The following is a 25,576-nucleotide window of genomic DNA, read 5'->3' as shown; positions in this document are numbered from 1 at the left end:
CTGTGTCAGTTGCATGCTTGGGCGCAAGCCGCATTCGAAAGATGCGGATCGTCATGGCATGCAAAACAGAAGTGAATGCAGGAGGATACCGGAATGCAGTTTGAAAAAACCATGGACAAGATTGTTGCATTATGCAAGAACAGGGGGTTTATCTACCAGGGCTCGGAAATATACGGCGGACTGGCCAATGCCTGGGACTACGGGCCGCTGGGCGTGGAATTCAAGAATAACGTGAAACGGGCCTGGTGGAAAAAGTTCATCCAGGAAAGCCCGTACAATGTGGGCGTGGATTGCGCCATCCTGATGAACCCCCAGGTTTGGGTGGCTTCCGGACATGTGGGAGGCTTCTCCGACCCGTTGATTGACTGCCGGCTGTGCAAAACGCGTCACAGAGCGGACAACATCATTGAGGATTATAACCGAGAAAACAATATATCCATGGTCGTGGATCCCACGGACCACGCGGCCATGATGGACTATATCAGGGAACATAAGATTCCTTGTCCGAACTGCGGCGGGCATGACTTCACCGATATCCGCAAGTTCAATCTCATGTTCAAGACCTATCAGGGCGTTACCGAGGATTCAAAGAATGAGATCTTTCTCCGTCCCGAAACCGCACAGGGTATTTTTGTAAACTTCAAGAATGTCCTGAGGACAACACGAAAGAAGCTTCCCTTCGGTATCGGACAGATCGGTAAATCCTTCAGAAACGAGATTACTCCCGGTAACTTTACCTTCAGAACCCGCGAGTTCGAGCAGATGGAGCTTGAGTTCTTCTGCGAGCCGGGTACTGATATGGAATGGTTCAATTACTGGAAGGAATTCTGCATCAACTGGCTGTATAATCTGGGCATCAAGAAGGAAAATCTGCGAATGAGGGATCATTCGCCTGAAGAACTGTCCCACTACAGCAAAGCGACCACGGACATCGAGTATCTCTTCCCGTTTGGCTGGGGAGAACTTTGGGGTATTGCCCACCGGACGGATTTTGATCTGCGCCAGCATATGGAGCATGCAAAAGAAGACCTTTCCTACTTCGATCCCATCAAGAATGAAAAATATGTACCTTATTGCATAGAGCCCTCCCTGGGCGCAGACCGGGTTGCACTGGCCTTCCTCTGCGATGCCTATGATGAGGAAGAGGTGGGAGAAGGCGACGTAAGAACGGTATTGCGCCTGCATCCCGCTTTGGCGCCGGTTAAAGTGGCTGTTCTTCCCCTTTCCAAGAAACTGGCCGACGAAGCATTCAAAATCTATGAGAGCCTGCTGGGAGAGTTCGTATGCGAGTATGACGATACCGGCAGCATAGGTAAACGGTACAGACGCCAGGATGAAATCGGCACGCCCTACTGCGTGACGTTCGACTTCGAGTCCGTTGAGGATAAGTGCGTAACCATCCGGGAACGCGATTCCATGGAGCAGCAAAGGATACCCATCGAGGAATTGAAGCCCTACCTGAGGGAAAGACTAGTTTATTAGTGTGGACAGAAAATAGACGCAGAACCGTTTTTCTTTGAGTTTCTACGGCGGACGGCCGTATTTCGAATATCTTTTTTAGGAGGGTAAGAAATGGGAAAGAAGTACGTCTATCTCTTTCGTGAGGGTAACGCCTCAATGAGGAACCTTTTGGGAGGAAAGGGTGCCAACCTGGCTGAAATGACAGGCCTCGGGCTTCCTGTTCCGCAGGGTTTCACCATTACGACGGAAGCCTGCACGAGGTATTGTGAGGACGGCCAGGTCATTGCCAAGGATATTGAGGATCAGATCTACGAGTATCTTGCCAAGATGGAAGAAATTGTCGGGAAGCAGTTCGGTAACCCGGACAACCCCTTGCTTGTGTCTGTGCGCTCCGGTGCAAGAGCTTCCATGCCGGGCATGATGGATACCATCCTGAATCTGGGTCTTAACGATACGGTGGTTGAAGGACTGGCTAAGCTCACCAATAATCCGCGTTTTGCCTATGACAGCTACAGAAGGTTCATCATGATGTTCAGCGACGTGGTTATGGGCATCGAAAGGAGCAAGTTTGAGAACCTCCTTGATGAGATGAAGGAAAAGAAGGGCGTCAAGCTGGACACTGAACTGGATGCCGATGATCTGAAGGCCCTGGTTAAACAGTACCATGAGCTTTACCAGAAAGAAAAGGGCGAACCCTTCCCGCAGGAACCCAGGGTGCAGCTCCTGGAGGCTGTCAAGGCTGTGTTCCGTTCATGGAACAATCCCCGCGCCATTGTATATCGCCGTCTGAACGACATTCCCGGCGACTGGGGTACCGCGGTCAACGTACAGGAAATGGTATACGGCAACATGGGCAATGACTCGGGTACCGGCGTGGCCTTTACGCGCAACCCCGCTACCGGCGAGAAGAAGCTTTACGGTGAGTTCCTCATGAACGCGCAGGGTGAGGACGTGGTTGCGGGTATCCGTACGCCGCAGTCCCTTGATCAGCTGAAGGAAACCAATCCCGAAGTTTACAATCAGTTTGCTGAAATCGCCGAGAAACTGGAGCGGCATTACAAAGACATGCAGGACATGGAGTTCACCATTGAGCGCGGCAAGCTCTTCATGCTCCAAACCCGTAACGGTAAGCGTACGGCGCAGGCTGCTCTGAAGATCGCCGTTGATCTGGTGAACGAGGGCATGATCACTAAGGAAGAGGCTATTCTCAAGGTAGATCCCAAGCAGCTGGATGCCCTGCTCCATCCCACCTTTGAGGCTAAGGCCCTGAAAGCGGCCAAGCCGATTGCCAAGGGACTTCCTGCATCTCCCGGCGCTGCCACCGGTAAAATCTATTTCACCGCTGAAGATGCTGTTGCTGCTGTTCAGGCAGGCGAAAAGCAGGTCATCCTGGTGCGTAACGAGACTTCGCCCGAGGATATCGAAGGCATGCATGTATCCCAGGGTATTCTGACCGCCAGGGGCGGTATGACCTCCCATGCAGCCGTTGTGGCCAGAGGTATGGGTACCTGCTGCGTTGCCGGATGCGGTGAGATCACCATCAAGGAACACGAAAAGGTCATGATCGATAAGAACGGGAACACCTACAGGGAAGGCGACTGGATCTCCCTGGATGGTTCCACCGGAAACGTTTATGCCGGACAGCTGCCCACCGTGGAGCCTGAAATGACCGGATACTTCGGCACCTTCATGGAATGGGCCGACAGCATCCGCAAGCTGAAGGTAAGGGCCAATGCGGACACACCGAAAGATGCGGCCCAGGCTTTCAGGTTCGGCGCTGAGGGTATCGGGCTCTGCCGTACTGAGCATATGTTCTTTGAAGGCGACAGGATTAAGGCCATGCGCGAGATGATCGTGGCCCGTACCGAGGAGCAGAGGAGAAAGGCCCTGAACAAGCTGTTGCCCATGCAGAGAGGCGACTTCGAAGCTCTGTTCCGCGAGATGAAGGGTTATCCTGTAACCATCCGCTACCTGGATCCGCCGCTCCATGAATTCCTGCCCCAGGATGATGAGGATATCAAGGCTTTGGCCGAGGAGATGGGTCTCAGCTTTGACGAGCTCAAACACATTGTTGAGGGGCTCCATGAGTTCAACCCGATGATGGGTCATCGCGGATGCCGCCTTGCCGTATCCTATCCTGAAATTGCCGAGATGCAGACAAGGGCGGTTATTGAAGCAGCCATCAACGTGAACAAAGAGGGCATGCAGGTGGTGCCCGAGATCATGATCCCGCTGGTTGGCGACGTCAAGGAGCTTCAGTTTGTGAAGGAAGTCGTCGTTAAGACCGCCGATGCCATTATCAAGGAAGCCGGTGTGGATCTCCAGTATAAAGTCGGAACCATGATCGAAATCCCGAGGGCTGCCCTGACGGCCGACGAGATCGCCAAGGAAGCCGAATTCTTCTCATTTGGTACCAACGACCTGACCCAGATGACCTTCGGCTTCTCCCGTGATGATGCGGGCAAGTTCCTTGAAGATTACTACAGCAAGAAGATCTATGAGTTCGATCCGTTCGCCAAGCTGGATCAGACCGGTGTGGGCAAGCTGGTGGAAATGGCTGCTCAGCTGGGCAGAAAGACTCGTCAGGATCTCAAGCTCGGTATCTGCGGCGAGCATGGCGGCGATCCTTCCTCTGTGGAATTCTGCCATAAGGTTGGCCTGGACTATGTATCCTGCTCACCGTTCCGCGTGCCCATCGCAAGGCTTGCCGCTGCACAGGCCGCTGTGAAGAAGGGCGACGAGCTGGGACAGAAATAAGGAAAGGTCAACAGCCTGATCGCAATGGATTGAAGATGCAATAAACAAGGTGCCGGCGCTGTTTAAGCGTACCGGCACCTTTTTGCATGGATTTCCGGTTCATTGAAAGGCTTCAAACCCAAATGTCCTGTCATTCCATGGGATAGAGGTCCGAGAATTCAATAGCCACCCTTTGTATGGGATGTTCGGGTCCGCATGCGGCGCATTCCGCCACCGAATCCAGTACGTCCGCCTGCCTGTCGGGCAAGAGCAGGGTAAAACAGGAACCCCGGCCCACCTGGCTTTTCAGGGATAGGCTTCCTCCCAGTGCTTTTGTATAGAGCTTGGCCAGTGACAGGCCAAGGCCGGTGCCGCCGGTTCCGGGTGCCTGAACCCCTTCCACCTGGGCGAGTTTTTCAAAGATCATTTCCTGCTGGTCTTCGGGAATGCCGATCCCTTCGTCTTCCACCTCGACGCATACCTGACCGCCCTGCTTGCTGTCGATGCAGGACAGGCGCACAAAGACGGATTTGCCGCCTGGCGTGAACTTGATGGCATTTGACAGCAGGTTCAGCAGGATGCGTTCATATTTTTCATCATCAATCCCGATGATCTTCTCCCGGATGGTCGAAGAGAAAAAAAGCTTTACTCCCTTCTGATCCGCATAGGGGACGACCGAACGGGTGATGGATGAAGAAAGAAAAACGATATCGTAGTTTCTGACACGCATTTTGACCTGCCCTGAACTGATCCGGGCCAGTTCAAGCAGGTTATTGACCAGGCGAAGCTGCCGGTATGCGTTTTGCCGGATCCTCTGGATATAGTTTTTTATCCGCGTGTCGAGCTGTCCGCCGAATAGGGCTTCCATGGCCTGGACGGCCGCAATGATGACGCTGATAGGCGTTTTGAACTCATGGGAGATCAGGGAAAGGAACTCGTCCTTAAGTGCCATGGCCTTTCTGAGGGCTTCGTTTTTTTCCTGCTCAGCCCGAAACAATGCTTCCTGATGGGCCTTGACCATTTGATGACGTTGGCCTGGTTGTCGGTGATGATCAGGCCGTCATTCATGTTCTCAAGGATGAATTCGAGCTGTGTTTTTCTCTCCCTGCTCTTTTCCATCTCCAGAACAAATTCTGAGATATCCCTGATGACTCCAAGTATATACCTGTTCTTCCGGCTGTCGCTGATAGGGAACAGATCGATGCTGCAGTATTGGTTTCTGGACTTGCTGATCAGCTGAAATGAGCGCTGGGATTCATCCTTCCCGATGACCTTCGTCAGCTCGCTTTTTATGCCGGGCAGCAACTCTCTGTCGATGAGTTCATCCAAACGGCGACCCAAAACCTCGTGATGCTCCTGAACAGCTTCACATTCCAGGAGATTCAGGAAGGCATCATTTGCCCTCAGCAGAATCAGTTCGGGTGACGACAGCATACACACCCCAAGCTTGCTGTCTGCAAACAGCTTTTTCAGACCGCTGAATCTTCTGTCGAAACGGATGCCGGGTGTCTCCTCAATCCTGTAGTTTATGCATGCCGGATCGGAACCTATGCTTGCGGAGACGTTTACTTCCCTGGCCTCAAAGTCCCTGGTGAATATGAAACAGGTGACCGGATCGGCTCCCGGGCTGATCTGCTTGATTTCGACGGTCGCTTTCAATAGCTTTCTGAAAACAGGATCAAACCTTTTATTGAGGAAATCCTTCCTGGTAAAGCCCGTTATCTGATAAAAGGCGCCCCTTACGTCGGATATGGTTCCACGGCGGACCGTAAACTGCGCCTGATATACCTGAAAATGACCCATTCCATCAAGCCTCCCGGTTTTCGACAAATATCAACCAATTTTAATATAACTTTTATCTGATTACAATATTAATATAATATAACTGGATCAAAAATTAAATATTGGTGGCAAATTGGTAAAGCCTGTCCGGCTGGAATATTTTACTAAATTATGCAGGCTAACATGGAACGGAAGGCAACCGCTTCGGCAAATGCCGGCAAACGGCTATGCAGGCAGTGCCAGTTTTATGGTTTTGGAGTTGACTTTGCAAGGGGGATTGATATTTTTCAGGTGGGACGGCTGCTTAATGGGATACGCAGGGGGAGTGACCAAAAGCCGGTTGAATACGCATAGGTCTGGATGGCTCAGCGGATCCGATCGTCATATATCCTGCCGGAAGGCAAATGAATGGAGATTGTGTTTATGGCACGACAAAATGGATTTGCTGGCTGAAAAAAGGCAAGATTTTTCTTGTTTTGCGGATGTATCGGAAAAGTGACTGGCGGAAATGAGGCTCGTTCATGGCGATTTGAAATGGGAAAGGGGGTGTGTTACCCCCTGTGGCAGCATCCTCCGCAACGATCAATATGGGGGCATTCATTCCTGTTTGTCCCCCTTGATTGTATGACATTCACGTTGGAAAACACGGTTTCCAGTTCATTACTGCCGCATTTGGGGCATGTAATCCGCCTGTTTTCCTTATCGCTGATGGAGGCCATGATATTGAACACTTCACCGCATTTGCATCTCAAATCATAAAAAGGCATATGGATCACCTCGTGCATGTGCGCCAGGGGCTTGGGAGCCCCTGGGATAGTTCATTTATGGTACAGCTTCTTGGTCTGGTACTGGGGCTCGCATGTCAGACGGATCCCCAGCTTCTGGAAGACGTTTTCATCAACCTTGGACAGGATGACCGTTGAATGGGCTTCGCAGTCCCGGAGCTTGGGAAGCTGCTCCAAAGCCAGCGCCGCAGTGGGGTTGGTGGCGGCGCAGATGGACAGGGCGATCAGGATCTCATCGGTATGCAGACGGGGATTCCTGTTGCCCATGTGGTTGATTTTCAGAACCTGGATGGGCTCAATGACGATGGGCGAAATCAGATGGATATCATGATGGATACCGCCCAGTTCTTTCAGTGCATTGAGCAGGGCAGCCGCTGAAGCGCCCAGGAGCGAACTGGTCTTACCCGTGACGATGCGCCCGTCATGGAGCTGGATAGCCACCGCAGGGCCGCCGGTTTCCTCCGCACGCGCGAGTGCAGCGTCAACAACGGGCCTGTCCTTTGAGGATATGCCCAATTGCTTCATCAAAAGCTCAAGCTTATATACCTCGGCCTTATCGGCAAAACCCTGGCGCAGAGCGCAATAGGTATTGTAATAGCGACGTATGACTTCCTGCTCGGATGCCCGGCATACCACTTCATCGTCGATGATGCAATAGCCCGCCATGTTTACACCCATGTCGGTAGGGCTTTTATAGGGGGATTGCCCCTTGATTTTTTCCAGGATGGCGTTGAGAACCGGGAAAATATCCACATCCCTATTGTAGCTTACGGCTGTTGAGCCGTAGGCCTCAAGATAGAAAGGATCGATCATATTCACGTCGTTAAGATCGGTAGTTGCCGCCTCATAGGCCAGGTTGACCGGATGCTTCAATGGGAGGTTCCAGATGGGGAAGGTTTCAAACTTCGCGTATCCGGCCTCTATGCCACGCTTATGCTCATGGTACAGCTGGGAAAGGCAAACGGCCATCTTTCCGCTTCCCGGCCCCGGAGCGGTAACCACCACCAGGGAACGGGAGGTTTCAATATAGTCGTTTTTGCCGTAGCCGTTATCGCTGACAATCAGCGGAACATTGGACGGATAATCGGGTATGGGATAATGCCGGTATACCTTCATCCCCAGATTTTCAAGGCGCTTTTGGAACTGATCGGCCGAATACTGGGAACGGTATTGGGTGATGACCACGCTCCCCACGTAGAGCCCGATTTCACGAAAAGCATCGATCAGACGAAGCACGTCCATATCATAGGTGATTCCCAGGTCGCCGCGCCGCTTGTTTTTCTCTATATCATCGGCATTGATGGCAATGACGATCTCTGCCTGCTCCTTGAGCTGCAGGAGCATTTTGACCTTGCTGTCGGGCTTGAATCCCGGGAGGACTCTGGAAGCATGATAGTCGTCAAACAGTTTTCCGCCGAACTCAAGATAAAGCTTGCCGCCAAACAGAGCGATCCTCTCGCGTATCTTCTGTGATTGCAAACTTAGGTATTTCTCGTTATCAAATCCTACTCTTGTCATGATGGACCCCTAAAAATGCATATTAAATTAAATCAACAAAAAGGACTCTTTTTTTACCCTTACAAACAATAACATAATGGTTCCATCCGGTCAATCGCCTGGCCGGTGAAAACCATCTTGTTTCTCAAAACGTACTTTGCTGCCCGAGGAACGGCTGCCGCCATGGCTCTGCTCCCATCAGGGCGCAATATGCCCATGTTCAGAAAGCAAAGCGGCCGTTCCTGAAAACAGGGATTTCTCCGCCGTCAGGGAGAATGCCGGTGATATCCATGTCGGGCGTTCCGATCATGAAATCCTCATGGACAATGGAATCGTTTACGCCGGCTTCATCCAGCTCTTCCTGGCTCATTTGGATTCCGTTTCTGAGATTGGTGGGATAGGCCCGTCCGATGGCCAGGTGACAGGATGCGTTTTCGTCGAAGAGCGTATTCAGGAACAGAATGTTGGATTTTGCGATGGGTGAGTCTGCCGGAACCAGGGCTACCTCTCCCAGGTAGCGGGAGCCTTCATCAGTCTCAATCAGTGTTTTAAGGGAATCATAGCCTTCTCCGGCTTTGAAGTCGACGATCCTTCCCTCCTTAAAGGTCAATGAAAAGTCCTTGATCAGCCGGCCATTGTAGCTTAATGGCATGGAGGCCACTGCCGTGCCGTTGACTCCTGTCCGCAGAGGCAGTGTAAAGACCTCTTCCGTGGGCATATTGGCAATAAACTCCACACCCTCTGGAGTATAGTCGGCCCCGCCGGTCCAGAGATGCTCCTTTGGCAGTTCAATGGTCAGGTCGGTCCCGAGGGAATTATGGAACTTCAGGAACCTGAACCTGTGACCGTTGAGAAAATCCAGACGCTGCTTCAGGCTTTTCAGATGGTCTTTCCATACAGCAACCGGGTCGGCGGCATCAAGGCGCACGGCTTTGATGATGGCATCCCAGAGCTTTTCAATGGCCTTGTCGGGCGCATCCTCCGGGAACACCCGTGATGCCCATGACATGGTTGGTAAAGCGATGATGGACCAACTGTTTCTATTGCTCATGATCCTTTCGTAGTACTCTTTCAGAGCGGTGTTCTTGGCCTTGTTTGCCCTTGCCAGCCTTTCCGGGGATACTTCCCTCATCAATTCCGGATCGTCGGCATATATGCTCAGGAAAGCAGCCCCTTCCCTTGCGTGATCCACATAAAGCATCCGCCGCCATTCGGGAAAGCTGTCAAAGACCTGGTCAGGAGCGTTCAGATACCGGATTTTCTGGAAAAGCTCATCATACCAGTTGATTACAACATCCCCGGCACCCTCGCGATAGGCGGTTTCGGCTGCAATTCTTGCGAATTCGGCACAATCCAGGGGAGCGTTGATGACAACGATCTGTCCCGGTTGAATATTGATTCCTGTCTTAATGGCCAGCCTTGCGTATTTCTCCAGAATGCTGCGGTTCATTGACTGTACTCCTTTCTGCATACCAGGTCATGCTTCAGCACCGGTACAAGCCCGGTTCGTCCGATATATCCAATCCGTCCTCATGCCCTTAAGTCCTGCGTTTCGTCCAGCATGGAAGTGCAGTGGGGGCACCTGATGGCCTTGATGTCGATGTCGGAGCAGCAAAAACGGCATTTTTTGGTTGCGGGCTCTTCCTTCCTGTCCTTTCCGGTGATCCTGTTCATCCTTTTGATCACAAAATAGATGGAAAAGGAGATGATCAGAAAGTCCACCACATTGTTGAAGAAAAGACCATAGTTGATGGTGGCGTCACCGACCTGAATGGATAGGTTTGAAAAATCGATCTTCCCGAGAAACAGTCCGATAACGGGCATAATGATATCGTTGACCAGGGATGTTACGATTTTGCCGAAGGCTCCGCCTATGATAACACCTATGGCCAGATCGAGGACATTGCCCCTGATGGCAAATTTTCTAAAATCGTCCAGCATGATAAGACACCCCCCGCTCAGAAAACAGCTCAACCGGCTTATTGCCTGAGAGCTTTCCGGCATTTTTCCAGAAAGTCATCCGTCCAACGATGCAGATCCTGCGGGTTATCTATGCTCAGCACCTCATGCACCAGTTTTTCCGGTTTTTCGAGGTAGGCTTCGGCAACAAGCCCCCTCTCCCGGAACAGGGAAACGACATTGACCACGATCTCCAGTGTGAGATGGTACAACAGCCCAAATGTATCCTGTCCGCTTTCCGAAAGTGTTTTATAGGTATCCGCAAGCCATTTGCAGTGCAATCCGGCGTCATCGGCTTCCAGGCATTTCTTCAGGCGATCAAAGTTGAATTCAACGCCCAGGGGATATCTCTGTCTTCTGGAAACGATATCCGAATAGGCGATGATTTTGCCCTTGGGTTTGACATAGCGGTAATCCTGAAGACCGATGGCCGTTTTATAGGACCTCCGCCAGGCTGGCTCTCCCTCACGTACATACTCCTCGAGGGTACCAAGGGTGATGCAGAGGCTGTCCTCCGGCCATTTTTCTAGAAAAGCCTTCTTCAGGTCTTCCAGGATATCCCGGGCTTGCTCCTCCCAGATCGTATCCCTGAAAAACAGCAGGATAACCTGATTGCATCCGTCGCTGACGGGCAAAACCTCGTCGGAATCGCTGATCTCGGTACAGTATTTCAGCATCATATGCAATTTTTCCGGCTCGCATGCGATATCGCCTACACGGACCACAGCCACCTGGACAGGCCGCTTGGCTATTTCCAGATCGCAGGCGATTTCTATATCCTCGGTGGACGGCAGGTTTTCGACCCGCCCATACAGGAGTTGATAAAGATCAGCCGAAGGGATTACCTCTCTGGGCTGTTTCCAGCTTTTTATCTTTTCTCTGAGCTTTTCAAACACCTTGTCCACCTCTGTATATTGTTTCGCTTATCTTATTATTATACACGAAAGCAAATCGGCCTGAGCGGAAAAAATTTAAAATATTACCTGATGCAATCATGTTTTTTTTATGATACACTTGTCCATTGGTTATATTTATATACAAGGGTTCGCGGAGGACTAATGCAATGGGACACGACAACTTTTATGAGTTTCTTTTGGATTTGGCATTAATTTTGCTGTGTACCAAAATATTCGGAATTTTCTCGAAACGTGTCAGAATGCCGCAGGTGGTAGGGGCCCTGGTGGCCGGTGTCATCATGGGGCCGGCGGTTCTTGGCATCGTCAGCGAGTCTGAATTGATTAAAAAGCTGGCGGAACTTGGTGTCATTGTGCTCATGTTCTCTGCCGGTATGGAGATGGATTTGAAGGAACTGAAGCGAAGCGGAAAGTCGGGCATACTGGTGGCTTCCCTTGGTGTCATCATACCCCTGGCCGGTGGCTTCACATTGGCTGCCCTTTTCAACGGCGGGTTCTCGAATATGGACCAGAAGGCCTTCCTGCAGAATGTTTTTATGGGTACGGTTCTTACGGCAACCTCGGTCAGCATCACGGTTGAAACGCTTAAGGAACTGGGACATCTGAATTCAAAGAGCGGAACGATTATTGTCAGCGCCGCGCTCATCGACGATGTGCTTGGCATCATCCTCCTGACCATTGTATCCGGTACTGCCGATACCTCGGTAAATGTCTGGGTTATCCTCGGGAAGATCGTGGCCTTCTTCGTACTGGCTGTCGCCGCGGGGTTCGTCTTCTATGTCATTTTTGAAAGACTTACCGGCGGTCAGAAGGAGCGAAGACGCTATGTGCTCATAACATTTTCCTTCTGCCTGATTCTGGCCTATGTTGCCGAGCATTATTTCGGTGTGGCTGATATCACAGGCGCATTTATTGCAGGCGTGGTCCTGTCCAATACCAGGCAGGTGCATTTCATCAACAGGAGATTTGATATCCTGTCCTACATGCTGCTGGCCCCGGTGTTTTTTGCCAGTGTGGGAATATCCATCAGCAAAGTTAATCTGAACGGCACCATGCTGCTCATGACTTTGCTGCTTATAGTGGTGGCTGTTATCAGCAAAATCGTCGGCTGCGGCGTTGGAGCCAGGCTGTCGGGATGCGATGGCAGGGACTCTCTCAGGGTGGGAATTGGCATGGTTTCCCGTGGTGAAGTGGCGCTGATCGTTGCCAACAAAGGACTGGCGCTGGGGCTTATGCCGGAAGTTTTTGTCGCGCCCCTGGTGGTAACGGTTGTGGTCACGACCATCATTACGCCCATTCTGCTCAAGATTGTTTACCAGAACAAGCATTCCATTGCATAATGCGGTATGGTACCGATGCCTGATTGAATATGGGACAGATATGAATATGCTCCGTCCTGTGTGAGGACGGAGCTTTGCTGTTACGGCTGGTTCAGCACCCTTCGGGAACCGATGTAGTGCTCGGTATAATACGAGGAGGTCAGGTTTGACAGCATGACTTTACCGCTGCCGGAGCTGGCATGGATGAACTGGCTGTTACCCAGATAGATGCCTACATGGGACGGTCCGGGTTTGTAGGTTTCAAAAAAAACCAGGTCTCCCGGCTTCAGGTCGGCCTTGGAAATGGACTTGCCCGCTCCATACTGTTCCGCTGACGTCCTGGGCAGCGTAACGCCGTTCTGGGCGTAAACATACTGGATGAATCCCGAGCAGTCAAATCCGGAAGGTGAGGTGCCGCCCCAGACATAGGGAACCCCAAGATATTTTTTGGCCGTGATGATCACTTTCCCTGCCAATCCTTCGGAATTGGCCGGCGGTGTGGTGACAGTGCTGGTTGCTGTGCCTGGTTTGGGAGTGGAAGCAGGCGTGGACGCGGTTTTCTGAGTGGTCTTGGCCGTGTTCTTGGCTGTAACTTTGACCGTGGCATTGGCTGAAGCCTTGGGCGTCGCGCTGGGGGTCGGCTTTTCCGGTGCCTCCGGGGTGATTTCTGAAACTGTTGCCTCCGCGACTGATGCTGCTTTGAGCAGCTGATGCTCCGCCTGATGGTCTGCCACTGCCGGCGGGAAAGGCTTCAGGTTGGTGCCGGGACCTTCATGAACGGTTGCTTCAAACCTTACGCTGTCATCTGCCGTGAGCACTTTTCCTCCCGGGGAGGAACCCAGGGCCGCGACAATGTATATAAGGCCTGCACCCAACAGGGCGCAGGTTCCGATAATGATCTTCCTTTTCATGGTATACTCTCCTTTCGGTTTTCCGGGGGAATCACCGTGATGGGGCTTCCGCCCGGTGCCTGTCTGCGCCGGTCCGTCCGATTGGGATCCGTTACCTAATCGTGCCGTCAACAGTGCACGGTACCGTATGAAGCCGCCCCGAAGGCTCCACCATTTTAAGGGGCGGATGAAGGCCTGATCAACCTGTAAATTCTGGGGATGCAAATGTCCGGCAGCGTGGTTCAGGCCTGTCGGTCTTATGCCGTAAGGGTTCTGCAAGACCGTCCCCACCGTGAACCCTTGCAGAAATTGTCAGGAAAAATCGAGGGTGTGCATTGTCAAATATGCTCCATGAATGCGCGTTTTTATTCATCCATGCGGATTTTTTGCAAAATGGGACAAAAAGTATCTAAACCGATTACATTTACAGACAAAGATCACTATATTATAATAGGTGTATCTTATGCCCAGATGCTGTCGGCTGTAGGGGTACGGCGGCAGGGCGCACATCTTTGCAAGCGATTTCTGTTGGTATGAACTGAAAAAATTATGCTGTCCGGCAGCAATGGCTCGAAAGGGTATTGACAGAAGGACGGCGAGAGAATAGTATAAATGTAACTAAATTAAAATTGTAACTAATACAAGTGTGGTATAATGATATATATAAGAGTGCAAAGGATGTGAGTCAGGTGAGCAATAAGGTAGAGATCATCGGAGCTATGCTGCTGAAGGAGAACATCAAGCCGTCCTATGCCAGGATCAGGATCATGGAATACCTGCTGACCAAAAAGAGCCATCCAACAGTGGATGAGATCTATACCGCGCTGGTGAAAGAGATACCTACCCTGTCCAAAACAACGGTTTACAACACGCTGAACCTTTTTGTCAAATCCAAAATCGCAAGGGTCATTACCATCGAGGAAAATGAAACCCGCTATGATGCCGATATGAGTTACCATGGGCATTTCAAGTGCGATTCCTGCGGGATGATCCGAGATTTTGAACTGAAAGGTTCCGCCCATGACACCAGCGATCTGGATGGATTCCTGATCCACGACAAAAATGTTTACTATAACGGTATCTGCCCGGAATGCCTGGCAAACGGAACACAGGATTGATATCCGGGGTATTCGCCAGGAAGAGGAGTTGTTCAGTTTGGGATCCAAAGCTGAGATAGCGGAAAAACTCGATGAGATGGTTAAGCTTTTCGGCCGGTTCAGGAAGTTTGCTTCCGAGGTCACGCACAAGACCTACCGGGAGAGTCCGCCCATCAGGCATATCCTGAAGCAGGAAATCCGGCAGATCGTGGAGAGCGCCACAGAGATAAACAACCTGATACTGGCAGGCATCAGACCCAGCCCGGAGAGGGACTATTTCAACTCCTTCATGGAGCTTGCCGAGAACGGGATCATCGACAAGAGCTACGCCCTGCAGATTGCATCGTCCACCGGCATCAGGAATCTCCTGGCGCATGGCTATGACAAGGCGGACGATGAAGCCATTTACCGTTCGATACCCGACATGATAAGCAGTTATGAACGGTATTTCGAACAGATCGCAGCCTACCTCGGCCGTTGAAACGCCTAACCGAAAAGCGCTGTCGATGCAAGGAGAAAACAGCATGAACAGACCATGCATAGCGATACCGCTGGGGGATCCGGCGGGAATAGGACCAGAAATTGTGGTGAAAGCCCTGACCGACAAGGAACTTTATGATATCTGCAGGCCTCTCGTGATAGGCGATCGGGAGGTTGTCAGGCAGGCTATGGATTTTTGCGGCCTGAAGCTGGAGATCCACGGGATTGACGAACCGCAGGAAGGCCTTTACAAACCGGGTACAATCGATTTGATCGATCTGGCCAATGTGGATATCGGAAGACTTCAGATGGGCAGGGTTCAGGCCATGGGGGGAAGGGCGGCCTATGAATTCATCGGAAAATCCGTGCAGCTTGCGCTGGATCAGAAAGTGGATGCGATTGCCACAACCCCCATCAACAAGGAATCCCTGAAAGCCGCAGGGGTAGAATACATCGGGCATACCGAGATCCTGGCCGGGCTTACCGGAACACAGGATCCGCTCACACTGTTCGAGGTAAAAAACCTGAGGGTGTTTTTCCTGACGCGCCATGTTTCCCTGCGTAAAGCCTGCGACCTGATCACCAGGGAAAGGGTACTCGATTATATCAAAAGATGTACGGATGCGCTTCGCCGGCTGGGCATCACCCGTGGCACCCTGGCGGTGGCAGGTTTGAATCCCCACTGCGGGGAGCATGGCCTTTTTGGTGATGAAGAAGTGCGGCATATTGAACCGGCCATTGAGGAAGCCAGAAGGCTTGGCTATGATGTGGCCGGCCCGATTGGCGCCGATTCGGTGTTCCATCTGGCCCTGACAGGACGCTTCAGCGCCGTGCTGTCGCTGTACCATGATCAGGGCCACATCGCCACAAAAACCCTGGATTTCGAGCGGACCATTGCCCTGACCGTCGGATTACCTTTTCTGCGCACTTCTGTGGACCATGGAACGGCTTTTGATATCGCGGGAACGGGAAAGGCAAGCGCGGTCAGCATGGCGGAAGCGGTGAGGGTGGCGGCAAAATACGCGCCTCATTACAACAGGAGCATATAGCAACGGAAAACGCAGCCTCGGACAGAGGCTTTTTTTTATGTCTGCGGCGTTGGAAAAGCCTGGAGGCCGCCTGAAAGGGAAGATCAGGAAACAGGGCATCCGGTTTAAATCTTGTGTCAACTTTATGCTATAATTATTCTGACAAGCAACGTATCCGGCGGGAGAGGCTGCCATGAAAAAGGCTTTTGCCATAGGAATTATCATCATGCTCCTGGTTTCTGGGCTCCTGGTTATTTTTTTAGTCAGCTATTTCCAGAGCCAGGGATTCAACCTGCTCAATGTCAAGAACACGCTGCGGAATAATGGCTACAAACCGGAATACCATTTTGCCGTCATCGGACAGGCAGACGATACTTTCTGGCAATCTGTCAGGGAGGGCTGCCTTGCTGCCGCCGAAGAATACCATGTCGCCGTTGAATTCAACTTTCCGCCATTTACCAACCTGGAAGAGCAGATGATGTATCTGGATATCGCCATTGCATCCAAGGTGGACGGCATTGTGACCCATGTGCTGGACGAGGAGAAGTTTACGCCGCTCATCGACAAGGCCGTTGAGGCGGGCATCCCCGTCATTACGGTAGAAGCGGAGGCAAAGAACAGCAAGCGAAGCGCCTATGTGGGCACCAATACCTTCAATCTGGGCCGCGAATCGGGCAAGCTGGTGCTGGAAGCCAAGGGCGAGAAGGCCAATATTGCCATCATCCTCAGCGATTATGTGGACGGCACCGAGAACGTTCCCCAGAACCTCCGCATTGCCGGTACCAAGGATGCCCTGAAGGACATGCCCGGTATGACTATCAGGACCTTTTCGTCCAGCACGGGTTTCTTCAGCGCGGAAGAGGTAACAAGAAGAATTCTCATCAATTATCCCGAAGTGGATACCATTATCTGCACCAGCGCCAGGGACACCATCAGCGCAGCCCAGGTCATCGTTGATCTGAATAAGGTGGGAAAGATTACGGTTATTGGTTATGACGATGCACCCGAGATCCTCCGATACATTGAAAAGGGCGTCATATACGGTACCGTTGTGGCCAACCCGTATATGATCGGCTATGAAAGCATCCGTTCACTGGTTGAAATAAAGCAGAACAGGCTGACGTCCACCTATGTGGATACAGGGGCAAAGGTCATCACGTACGACAATATCCAGGACTATCTCCACACATTGCCGGAGAACATGGAAAAGGATCAGGCGGAGCGATGAAAAGGCTAATCAGGTTCCTGACATTGAATCGGATCAGAAGAAAACTGATTCTCTATTTTATGGTGACGACACTGCTCATGGCGGTAGCGTGCTTTTTTTCCTATTTCAATGCCCGGATGCTGGCCTCGGGCATGGATGCCATTTTTGAGAACAACCAATACCTGAGCGAAATCAGCGATAACGTGGCCAATGTTCAGAGCACCCTGGAAAGCTACCTGTCAACCAGCCATTCCGAAAGCCTCAAGAATTATTACCGCTATTCCGCCAGCCTCAGGGAGACCGGTGAGAATATCAGGGGGATGGCCTACGGTACCGAGAGCGGTTTATTGCTCCACGATATCGGCAATATGATAATCACTTACCTGGACTTCAGCGACAATGCGGTCAATGCCAAGCGCGGCCGGGATATTGAAGGGTACATACAGCATTATACCGAAGCCAGTCGTGTTTACGACTATATCAACCTCTATATCAACCGGCTGATGCATAACCAGTTCCAGGAAAACACCAAGGTCTATACCCTGATATCCGGACGGCTGGGATACATCTTCCTGATCAATCTGCTGCTCATCCTGGCCATCATCGTTTTCAACATCATCTTTATTCTGCGGATGACCTTCAAGACTACCCAGCCCATTATCAGCCTGGCCAGGGCGGCCGATGATATTTCGAAAGGGAATTATGATGTTGAGCCGGTATCGGTTCACAGCGACGATGAGATCGGCATCATGGCCGATGCTTTCAACCGCATGGCTCAGAGCATTAAGGAACAGGTTGCCGCCATCAGGGAAAAGGCTGAGCTGGAGAGCCGGCTGAAGGAACAGGAGATGCAAAACCTCCTGATGAAAAGCCACCTGAAGGAAACAGAGCTTCAGGCCCTGCAATCGCAGATCAACCTCCACTTCATCTTCAACACCCTCATGCCGGCGCGCAGCTGGCCATGTTCGAGGAAGCCGACAGGACCTATCTGTTCATCGAATGCTTTGCAAACCTGTTCCGCTACAATCTGAGAAGACTGGACTCCCCCGTAACCCTGAGGGATGAGATTGAGAACATCAATAACTATATTGCGCTTCTGAAGGTGCGGTTTGCGGACAGGATCCATTTTGTGCAGGAAGTGGACGAAAGCGTGGTGGGTATCCCGGTGCCCTGCATGGTGCTTCAGCCCCTGATTGAGAACGCGTTCATCCATGGCATCAGCGAGATGGAATCGGGCGGTACCATCAGCCTGAGGGTCCGGCAGGACAGCGACAATTACATCGTCGAAGTTGAGGATAACGGTGTGGGGATGAGCCAGGAAAAAATCCGGCAGATTCTTGGCGATGATGCCGAAGACAACAGACCGTCAGGTTCCGCGGGCCATACCACGGGAATCGGTACCAGGAACGTGATGCAGCGGCTCAGGAACTTCTTTGACTATGATCAGGTTATGGATATCCAAAGCAGCAAACCCGGCGGGACAAAAGTTGTGATCAGCATACCCAAAATCTGCGTGCAAAGAAAGAAGGAATGCATACATGCTTCGAATCCTGGTGGTTGATGACGAAAATATCGTGCTGGATTCCATCCGATATATTGTGGAAAAGCATTTCGACCAGGTTGAGGTTGAAACTGCCCGATCGGGGCGGGAGGCCATTGAAAAGGCCGAAACGGTCAAGCCGGATCTGATCTTCATGGATATTCGCATGCCGGGCATCAACGGCATCGACGCCATCCGCGAGATCAAGGCGGTCTATCCCCAGGTCCAGATCGTGATCCTGTCGGCCTGCGAGCAGTTTGAATTCGCGAAGGAAGCGGTCAACCTGGGCGTGGTGGAGTATCTGCTCAAGCCCGTCAACCGCATGAAGATCGTTGAGATCATCCAGCAGGCGGAGCAACGGATTGCCGAAGCCAGGGAAAAAAAGAAGCTGGAACTGGAGATGAAGGAAAAATTCGAAAAGGTTCTGCCCGTACTGGAGCATGGTTTCATCTATTCCATCCTCCTCTACGAGGACTATAACCAGGAACTGGAGAATTACAGGCGCCTGCTGGATCTGCCGGATGGCCCAGGCTATGTGATGACTCTGGAATTTGGGGAGGAAAGGCAGTCGGGAAGGCTGGGCAATGTGATCGGCTCCAATGTGCTGAGCCAGTCCTTTTATCCCCAGCTCAGGGACATCATCAAAAGCCGTCTGAACTGTGTCGTGGGCCCTGTCATGCTCAATCGCATCATCTGCTACGTTCCGGTTCCAGAGCAGCATGACGATTATGAAGAGAGGCTGGAGGCCGTGGAGGCCGGTCACTACATCATCGAAAAGATTACCCGGAAGGTTGCCGCATCCTTCCGCATGGGCATTGGCAGCATTCAGAGAAGCGAAAACATTCTGACATCCTATACAGAATCCATGCGGGCGATCAAGCATGCCAAGGAAAGCGAAATCGTTCATATACGCGATATCCCGGAGGAGGCAAGTTCCAGCCAGACCTTCTTCAATATCAGGGAAAAGCAGCTTCTGGAGAAGGCTGTCATGGGTGAGACGGCGGAATGCCTGACTCTCTTTTCGCAGATCTTCGATGAGCTTGCCGCAAACACCCAGTACACGATCGAGGATATCAGGGGAAGGCTTCTGGAACTGGTGGTACTGCTTCATAGGCAGGCCCTGGAATATGATATCGAGGATAGGGATGTCCTGCGTGGACGGAGCTACCTGAAGGAGTTTCTCAGCCTTGATGAACCCATGATACTGAAGAACTGGTGCAAGGAACTGATTGAAACCATCACCGCAGGCATCCGCGCTGTGCGGGCCAAGCGGTGCCATCATCTGATCAGCCTTGCCAAGAACTATATTGATGCCAATTATCACAGGGATCTCTCCCTGGAAGAGGTGTCCAGGGAAACAGGCTTAAGTCCACAGTATTTCAGTCGCTTTTTCAAGGAGGAAACCGGAGAGAACTTTATCGACTATCTTACCCGGATCCGCATCACGGAAGCCAAGAGGCTTCTCAGGGACCAGAAGCTCAGCGTCAAGGAAGTCTGCTACCAGGTTGGCTACAATGATCCCAATTATTTCAGCAAGCTGTTCAAGAAGGCGACCGGATTCAGCCCGTCCGAGTTCAGGGAATGACATGAATCATGGCGCGCATTGCGCTTCTTGAGGAATGAGGGGGTGACTTTATTGTTTGTGAAGCGGTTTATCAGGACTGCGCTGGCCATGCTTTGCCTGAGCCTGCTGGCGTTTTCCGGGTGTTCGGCGGAAAAGGGGATCCCATCGCCGCCATCCGGAAAGGAGCAGGGAGCATCCATCAAGATCGGCTACTCCATGGGATCGACCGTCCAGGAACGCTGGCTGAGGGACAGGGATATCTTTGTGGCACGGGCCAAGGAGCTCGGCGCCGAGGTGCTCATTCAGAACGCCAATAATGACAATGAAGAGCAGATGAAGCAGGTCAGATACCTGATCGAGCAGGGTATCGACATCCTGGTGATCACCCCCCATGATGCCGAGGCAAGCGCCGAATCGGTAAGACTGGCCAAAAGGGCCGGCATCAGGGTGATTTGCTATGATCGCCTGATCAGGAACGCCGGGGCGGATCTGTATATCTCCTTTGACAATGTAAAGGTCGGGGAGCTCAAGGCCAAAGCCCTTTTAGAAAAGGTTCCCAAGGGTAATTACATGATCATCAAGGGAGCGCCCACCGACTACAACAGCTTCATGTTATACCAGGGATATATGAACGTGCTTCGTGAACCTGTCAACAAGGGCGATATCAAAATAATCTACGAAACTTCTGCCCGCGACTGGGCATATGAAGAAGCCTTCAGCTATGTGGAGCAGATTCTGGAAGAAGGTGCCGATATCCACGCTATCATCGCGGCCAACGATACGCTGGCCCATGCAGCCATTGAGGCCCTTTCGGAAAAAAGGCTGGCAGGAGAAGTGGCCGTGGTTGGCCAGGATGCGGACCTTTCCGCCTGCCAGCGGGTTGTGGAAGGCACGCAGCTGATGACCGTCTACAAGCCCATAGACAAGATTGCCAAGGCAGCGGCTGAAGCGGCGATCAGGATGGTCCAGGGGGAAGACCTGAAGGTGGAGGAAACCATTTTTGACGGAACCTTTCAGGTGCCCTATCTCAGACTTGACCCAATCGCGGTGACAAAGGATAATATGATGGATACCATCATCAAGGACGGCTTTCACCGCCTGGAGGATATTTTTATCAATGTGCCAAGGGAGAAGTGGCCGCAAATCCCTTAGGACCTGAGCATAAGGGAAGGCGCTGCGTGTTGTCCCGGCAGTAATATAACAGGAAATTTTTAATCTTAAGATTTTACCCATTGCTCTGCAAAACCGAAAGACGGGTTTAAAAAGGTACAGCATTTCCTTAATTCAGTCCAGTGAGTTCGAAGGCTCCTCCATATACAATGTAAACAGGTTTAAGGCCTAATACATTGGAATGGAGGAGTCAATCATGAGAAGGAAACTGTCACTGGTTCTTATTCTGACCCTGCTTATCAGCATGTTCGCCATGACGGGTTGCGGTCAGGGCGGAGGCAATCTTATCGGCGTGGCCATGCCGACCCAGTCTCTCCAGAGATGGAATCAGGATGGCGAAAACATGAAGAAACAGCTGGAAGCAAAGGGCTACCAGGTAGATCTCCAGTATGCCAACAATGACGTCAATATGCAGATCCAGCAGATTGAGAACATGATCACCAAGGGCTGCAAGGTTCTCGTTATCGCTTCCATCGACGGTTCAGCCCTTACTGATGTGCTCAAGAAGGCTGCCGATGCCAAGGTTAAGGTTATCGCTTATGACCGCCTCATCATGCAGTCTGAACACGTGGACTACTATGCTACCTTTGACAACTTCAAGGTTGGTGTGCTTCAGGGATCATATATCGAAGAAGCCCTTGGCCTGAAGGACGGAAAAGGCCCCTACAACATCGAGCTGTTCGCCGGATCCCCCGATGACAACAACGCCTACTTCTTCAATGACGGTGCGATGAGCGTCCTTCAGAAGTACATAGACAATGGGCAGCTCAGAATTCCCAGTGGGCAGACCGAATTTACCAAGATCGCTATCCAGGGTTGGGACTCCGCTAAAGCGCAGGCCAGGATGGATAACCTGATCACGGCATTCTACTCCGGCGGAGAAAAACTGGATGCCGTCCTGTCTCCCAACGACAGCCTTGCCATCGGTATCATCGCTTCACTTGACAGCAACGGCTACGGCACAGCTGACAAGCCCTATCCCGTCATCACCGGTCAGGACTGTGACAAGCCCAATGTGAAGGCCATGATTGAAGGCAAGCAGTCCATGTCGGTCTTCAAGGATACCAGAACTCTTGCCGCAAAGGTTGTTGAGATGGTTGACGCACTGCTCCAGGGCAAGGAGGCTCCGGTCAACGACACCAAAACCTATAACAACGGCGTGAAGATTGTTCCCTCCTACCTTTGCGAGCCTGTTTTCGCGGACAAGAACAACTACAAGCAGCTCCTCATCGACAGCGGGTACTACACCGAGGCTGACATCCAATAACAGGCTTGCCGGGCACCCTGACGGGTGTCCGGTTTGGAGACGGCAGGACTTCGGTTTTGCCGCCTCCAAACCCGTTTTTCCTATTCGTAAAGAGTCGAAGGGACTTTTCTGATTTATAAAAGGACAGGGGGAGGAGAGGACTTGGGAACAATCCTGGAGATGCGGAATATCACGAAGGTCTTTCCCGGCGTCAAAGCCCTTGACAATGTGAATTTCAAGGTTGAAGCCGGCGAGATCCATGCCCTGGTCGGTGAGAACGGGGCAGGGAAATCCACTCTGATGAATGTCCTCAGCGGCATCTATCCACATGGCACTTACAGCGGTGAGATCATCTTTGAAGGAAAGGTTTGCGCCTTCAGGGATATCAAGGACAGCGAGAGAATGGGCATCGCCATCATCCATCAGGAACTGGCCCTTGAGCCCTACCTGTCTATCGGGGAAAACCTGTTCCTGGGAAATGAGCGCCATAAGCGTGGTTTTATCGACTGGAACAGGACCCACATGGAGGCCAGGGAACTACTCAAAAGGGTGAAGTTGAACGAAAGTTCCCACACCCTGATTAAGGATATCGGCGTGGGAAAACAGCAGCTGGTTGAAATCGCCAAGGCCCTGGCCAAAAAGGTCAAGCTCCTGATCCTGGACGAACCGACGGCTGCATTGAACGAGGAGGATTCCAACAACCTGCTGGAACTGATCCTGCAGCTGAAAAGCGATGGCATTACCTGCATCCTGATCTCCCACAAGCTCAACGAGGTCATGCGGGTGGCTGATTCCATCACCATCCTGAGGGACGGGGCAACCATTGAAACCCTCAAGGTCGGTACGGATGTCATTGACGAGGATCGGATTATCAAGGGTATGGTCGGACGAACCATGGTCAACCGTTTCCCAAAGAGGGAGCCGAAGGTCGGGGAAGTGGCCTTCGAGGTCAGGAACTGGACGGTATACCATCCGGTGATCCCCGACAGGAAAGTGATCAAGGACGTCAGCATCAAGGTTCGCAAAGGCGAGATTGTCGGCATATCCGGACTGATGGGAGCCGGAAGAACCGAGTTTGCCATGAGCGTTTTCGGCAAGGCTTACGGCAGCCGTATCTCGGGGCAGATCATCAAGGACGGAAAGCCGGTGGAGCTTAACTCGGTCCGCCAGGCCATCGAGCATGGCATAGCTTACCTTACCGAGGACCGGAAAAACGCCGGCCTTATCCTGATTGACGATATCCGGCACAATATCACGCTGCCCAGCCTGAAAAAGATCAGCAGGCGGATGTTTATTGATGAGAACAAGGAGATCATGGTGGCCGAGGAATACCGCTCCAAGCTGGCTATCAAATCGTCCAGCATTCTGCAGAAAACGGGCAATCTATCGGGCGGAAACCAGCAGAAGGTGGTCCTTAGCAAGTGGATATTTGCCCGGCCCGACGTCCTGATCCTGGACGAACCCACCAGGGGCATCGACGTGGGCGCCAAGTACGAGATCTACACCATCATCAACCAGCTGGCCGATGAAGGAAAATCCATTATCTTTATCTCATCCGAGCTCCCCGAAATCCTGGGCATGTGCGACAGGATCTATGTGATGAACGAGGGGCGCATCGTGGGAGAACTCAGCCGGGAGGAAGCCTCTTCGGAAAGCATTATGAAATGCATTATGCAGAGTAACAGGGAGGTAGTGTGACTCATGGAGAAAATAGGCACAACCATTAAGAACAACATGCGACAATATGCCATGCTTATCGCGCTCGTGGTCATCATGATCTTCTTCCAAATCGCCACCAACGGAGTGCTCCTCTACCCCATGAACGTGACGAACCTCGTTCTCCAGAACAGCTATGTGCTGATTCTGGCCATCGGTATGACGCTCTGCATCCTGACGGGAGGCAATATCGACCTTTCTGTGGGCTCTGTGTGTGCGTTTGTCGGCGCGATTTCGGGAACCCTGATGATCAATATGAAAATGCCCATGCTTCCGGCGCTTCTGATCACGCTGGGAATAGGGTTTATCATCGGGCTCTGGCAGGGATTCTGGATTGCCTATATCCGGATTCCGGCGTTCATCGTCACACTGGCCGGCATGCTGATATTCAGGGGGCTCACCAACACCATCCTGCAGGGACTCACTCTGGCGCCGTATCCCAAGGAATACCAGATGATCAGCGGCGGATTCATTCCGGACTTCCTGAATTTCTTCGGTGCAGGCTTCAATGTGACCACCATTGTGGTGGGTGTGGTCCTGTCCCTGCTGTATGTCTTCATGGCCCTCAAAAAGCGCAAGGAACGCGCCGGATATGGCTTTGAGAATACGCACTTCCTGTTCTTTATCATCCAGTGCGTCGTGGTTGTAGGCGGCATCATGCTTCTGGCTTACTGGCTGGCCGCATACAAAGGTATTCCCATTATCTTCGTCATCATCGGCACACTGGTGTTTGGCTATACCGTGTTTACGCAAAAAACCGTTCCCGGGCGCTATATCTATGCCATGGGCGGCAATGAGAAGGCTGCGCAGCTTTCGGGCATCAACACCAACAAGGTGCTGTTCTTCACCTATGTGAACATGTCCGTCCTGGCGGCAATTGCCGGAATCAGCTTCTCCTCGCGCATCAACTCGGCCTCTCCTGTGGCGGGCCAGAACTTTGAGCTGGATGCCATTGCAGCCTGCTTCATCGGCGGCGCATCCGCCTACGGCGGCGTGGGAACGGTAATCGGCGCCATTATCGGAGCCCTGGTCATGGGCGTACTGAACAACGGTATGAGCATCATGGGTGTGGGCATCGATATGCAGATGACCATTAAGGGCCTGGTACTCCTTGTCGCCGTTGCATTTGACGTTATCTCAAAGAGGAAATCCAGGACATAATCCATATGTAGCCCCAAATCCCCA

The 25,576-nt window shown here is 51.9% G+C and carries 22 protein-coding genes; 14 read left to right on the top strand and 8 right to left on the bottom strand.

Going from position 1 to position 25,576, the window contains the following annotated elements; genetic code table 11:
* Window positions 1-93: 93 nt before the first annotated feature.
* Together F3H12_RS01195 and ppdK are read left to right on the top strand one after the other, a co-directional pair.
* Complete coding sequence (locus F3H12_RS01195) at window positions 94-1,482, top strand: glycine--tRNA ligase (RefSeq protein ID WP_149677508.1); 1,389 nt, start codon at window positions 94-96, stop codon at window positions 1,480-1,482.
* A gap of 90 nt (window positions 1,483-1,572) precedes the next feature.
* Entirely contained in the window at window positions 1,573-4,218 is a 2,646-nt protein-coding gene (ppdK, locus tag F3H12_RS01190; RefSeq protein ID WP_149677507.1) for a pyruvate, phosphate dikinase, read from the top strand.
* Between the two features lie 130 nt (window positions 4,219-4,348).
* On the opposite strand, the gene F3H12_RS01185 is transcribed toward ppdK, so the two are convergent.
* The 7 genes from F3H12_RS01185 to F3H12_RS01155 form a co-directional block, all read right to left on the bottom strand.
* Complete coding sequence (locus tag F3H12_RS01185; protein WP_188118303.1) at window positions 4,349-5,149, bottom strand: sensor histidine kinase; 801 nt, start codon at window positions 5,147-5,149, stop codon at window positions 4,349-4,351.
* On the bottom strand, window positions 5,119-6,000 hold the full coding sequence (locus F3H12_RS01180) for a PAS domain-containing protein (protein ID WP_149677505.1): 882 nt from the start codon (window positions 5,998-6,000) through the stop codon (window positions 5,119-5,121). The genes F3H12_RS01185 and F3H12_RS01180 overlap by 31 nt, the downstream gene beginning before the upstream one ends.
* Before the next feature lie 530 nt (window positions 6,001-6,530).
* Complete coding sequence (locus tag F3H12_RS01175) at window positions 6,531-6,746, bottom strand: FmdB family zinc ribbon protein (RefSeq protein WP_149677504.1); 216 nt, start codon at window positions 6,744-6,746, stop codon at window positions 6,531-6,533.
* A gap of 51 nt (window positions 6,747-6,797) precedes the next feature.
* On the bottom strand, window positions 6,798-8,282 hold the full coding sequence (locus F3H12_RS01170) for a DUF1846 domain-containing protein (RefSeq protein ID WP_149677503.1): 1,485 nt from the start codon (window positions 8,280-8,282) through the stop codon (window positions 6,798-6,800).
* Window positions 8,283-8,481: 199 nt separating this feature from the next.
* Window positions 8,482-9,711, bottom strand: coding sequence for an aminopeptidase (locus F3H12_RS01165; protein WP_149677502.1), 1,230 nt, complete (start codon window positions 9,709-9,711; stop codon window positions 8,482-8,484).
* 80 nt (window positions 9,712-9,791) lie between these two features.
* Entirely contained in the window at window positions 9,792-10,202 is a 411-nt protein-coding gene (gene mscL, locus F3H12_RS01160; protein WP_149677501.1) for a large conductance mechanosensitive channel protein MscL, read from the bottom strand.
* Window positions 10,203-10,240: 38 nt separating this feature from the next.
* A complete protein-coding gene (locus tag F3H12_RS01155) occupies window positions 10,241-11,116 on the bottom strand; it encodes a hypothetical protein (protein ID WP_149677500.1) in 876 nt (291 codons plus the stop codon).
* A gap of 167 nt (window positions 11,117-11,283) precedes the next feature.
* Between F3H12_RS01155 and F3H12_RS01150 the strand changes: the two genes are divergently transcribed.
* Window positions 11,284-12,474, top strand: coding sequence for a cation:proton antiporter (locus tag F3H12_RS01150; protein WP_149677499.1), 1,191 nt, complete (start codon window positions 11,284-11,286; stop codon window positions 12,472-12,474).
* An 80-nt stretch (window positions 12,475-12,554) separates the two neighbouring features.
* Here F3H12_RS01150 and F3H12_RS01145 read toward each other — a convergent pair whose 3' ends face one another.
* A complete protein-coding gene (locus tag F3H12_RS01145) occupies window positions 12,555-13,364 on the bottom strand; it encodes a C40 family peptidase (RefSeq protein ID WP_149677498.1) in 810 nt (269 codons plus the stop codon).
* A gap of 668 nt (window positions 13,365-14,032) precedes the next feature.
* Between F3H12_RS01145 and F3H12_RS01140 the strand changes: the two genes are divergently transcribed.
* The 11 genes from F3H12_RS01140 to mmsB all read left to right on the top strand — a co-directional run bounded on the left by F3H12_RS01140 (window position 14,033) and on the right by mmsB (window position 25,552).
* The gene (locus F3H12_RS01140) at window positions 14,033-14,461 is read left to right on the top strand and encodes a Fur family transcriptional regulator (protein ID WP_149677497.1); all 429 of its coding nucleotides are present in this window, start codon (window positions 14,033-14,035) and stop codon (window positions 14,459-14,461) included.
* 37 nt (window positions 14,462-14,498) lie between these two features.
* On the top strand, window positions 14,499-14,921 hold the full coding sequence (locus F3H12_RS01135; RefSeq protein WP_188118302.1) for a DUF86 domain-containing protein: 423 nt from the start codon (window positions 14,499-14,501) through the stop codon (window positions 14,919-14,921).
* 43 nt (window positions 14,922-14,964) lie between these two features.
* Entirely contained in the window at window positions 14,965-15,969 is a 1,005-nt protein-coding gene (pdxA, locus tag F3H12_RS01130) for a 4-hydroxythreonine-4-phosphate dehydrogenase PdxA (protein WP_149677495.1), read from the top strand.
* 172 nt (window positions 15,970-16,141) lie between these two features.
* Entirely contained in the window at window positions 16,142-17,176 is a 1,035-nt protein-coding gene (locus tag F3H12_RS01125; protein WP_149677494.1) for a substrate-binding domain-containing protein, read from the top strand.
* Entirely contained in the window at window positions 17,173-18,186 is a 1,014-nt protein-coding gene (locus F3H12_RS01120; RefSeq protein ID WP_149677493.1) for a sensor histidine kinase, read from the top strand. The genes F3H12_RS01125 and F3H12_RS01120 overlap by 4 nt, the downstream gene beginning before the upstream one ends.
* On the top strand, window positions 18,117-18,716 hold the full coding sequence (locus tag F3H12_RS01115; protein ID WP_149677492.1) for a sensor histidine kinase: 600 nt from the start codon (window positions 18,117-18,119) through the stop codon (window positions 18,714-18,716). The genes F3H12_RS01120 and F3H12_RS01115 overlap by 70 nt, the downstream gene beginning before the upstream one ends.
* The gene (locus F3H12_RS01110; RefSeq protein ID WP_149677491.1) at window positions 18,694-20,280 is read left to right on the top strand and encodes a response regulator; all 1,587 of its coding nucleotides are present in this window, start codon (window positions 18,694-18,696) and stop codon (window positions 20,278-20,280) included. The genes F3H12_RS01115 and F3H12_RS01110 overlap by 23 nt, the downstream gene beginning before the upstream one ends.
* 57 nt (window positions 20,281-20,337) lie before the next feature.
* On the top strand, window positions 20,338-21,411 hold the full coding sequence (locus F3H12_RS01105; RefSeq protein WP_243133156.1) for a sugar ABC transporter substrate-binding protein: 1,074 nt from the start codon (window positions 20,338-20,340) through the stop codon (window positions 21,409-21,411).
* Window positions 21,412-21,625: 214 nt separating this feature from the next.
* The gene (gene chvE / locus F3H12_RS01100) at window positions 21,626-22,696 is read left to right on the top strand and encodes a multiple monosaccharide ABC transporter substrate-binding protein (protein WP_149677490.1); all 1,071 of its coding nucleotides are present in this window, start codon (window positions 21,626-21,628) and stop codon (window positions 22,694-22,696) included.
* Between the two features lie 159 nt (window positions 22,697-22,855).
* Window positions 22,856-24,373 carry a multiple monosaccharide ABC transporter ATP-binding protein gene (mmsA, locus tag F3H12_RS01095; RefSeq protein ID WP_149677548.1) on the top strand — a complete coding sequence of 506 codons (1,518 nt, stop codon included), beginning with the start codon at window positions 22,856-22,858 and terminating at the stop codon, window positions 24,371-24,373.
* A gap of 3 nt (window positions 24,374-24,376) precedes the next feature.
* On the top strand, window positions 24,377-25,552 hold the full coding sequence (gene mmsB, locus F3H12_RS01090; protein ID WP_149677489.1) for a multiple monosaccharide ABC transporter permease: 1,176 nt from the start codon (window positions 24,377-24,379) through the stop codon (window positions 25,550-25,552).
* Window positions 25,553-25,576: the final 24 nt, after the last annotated feature.

The organism is Thermoclostridium caenicola, from assembly GCF_900142095.1.
Lineage (GTDB): Bacteria > Bacillota > Clostridia > DSM-8532 > DSM-8532 > Thermoclostridium_A > Thermoclostridium_A caenicola.
Note: the sequence above shows the minus strand (reverse complement) of the source record. Positions and strands in the feature narration are given on the sequence as shown.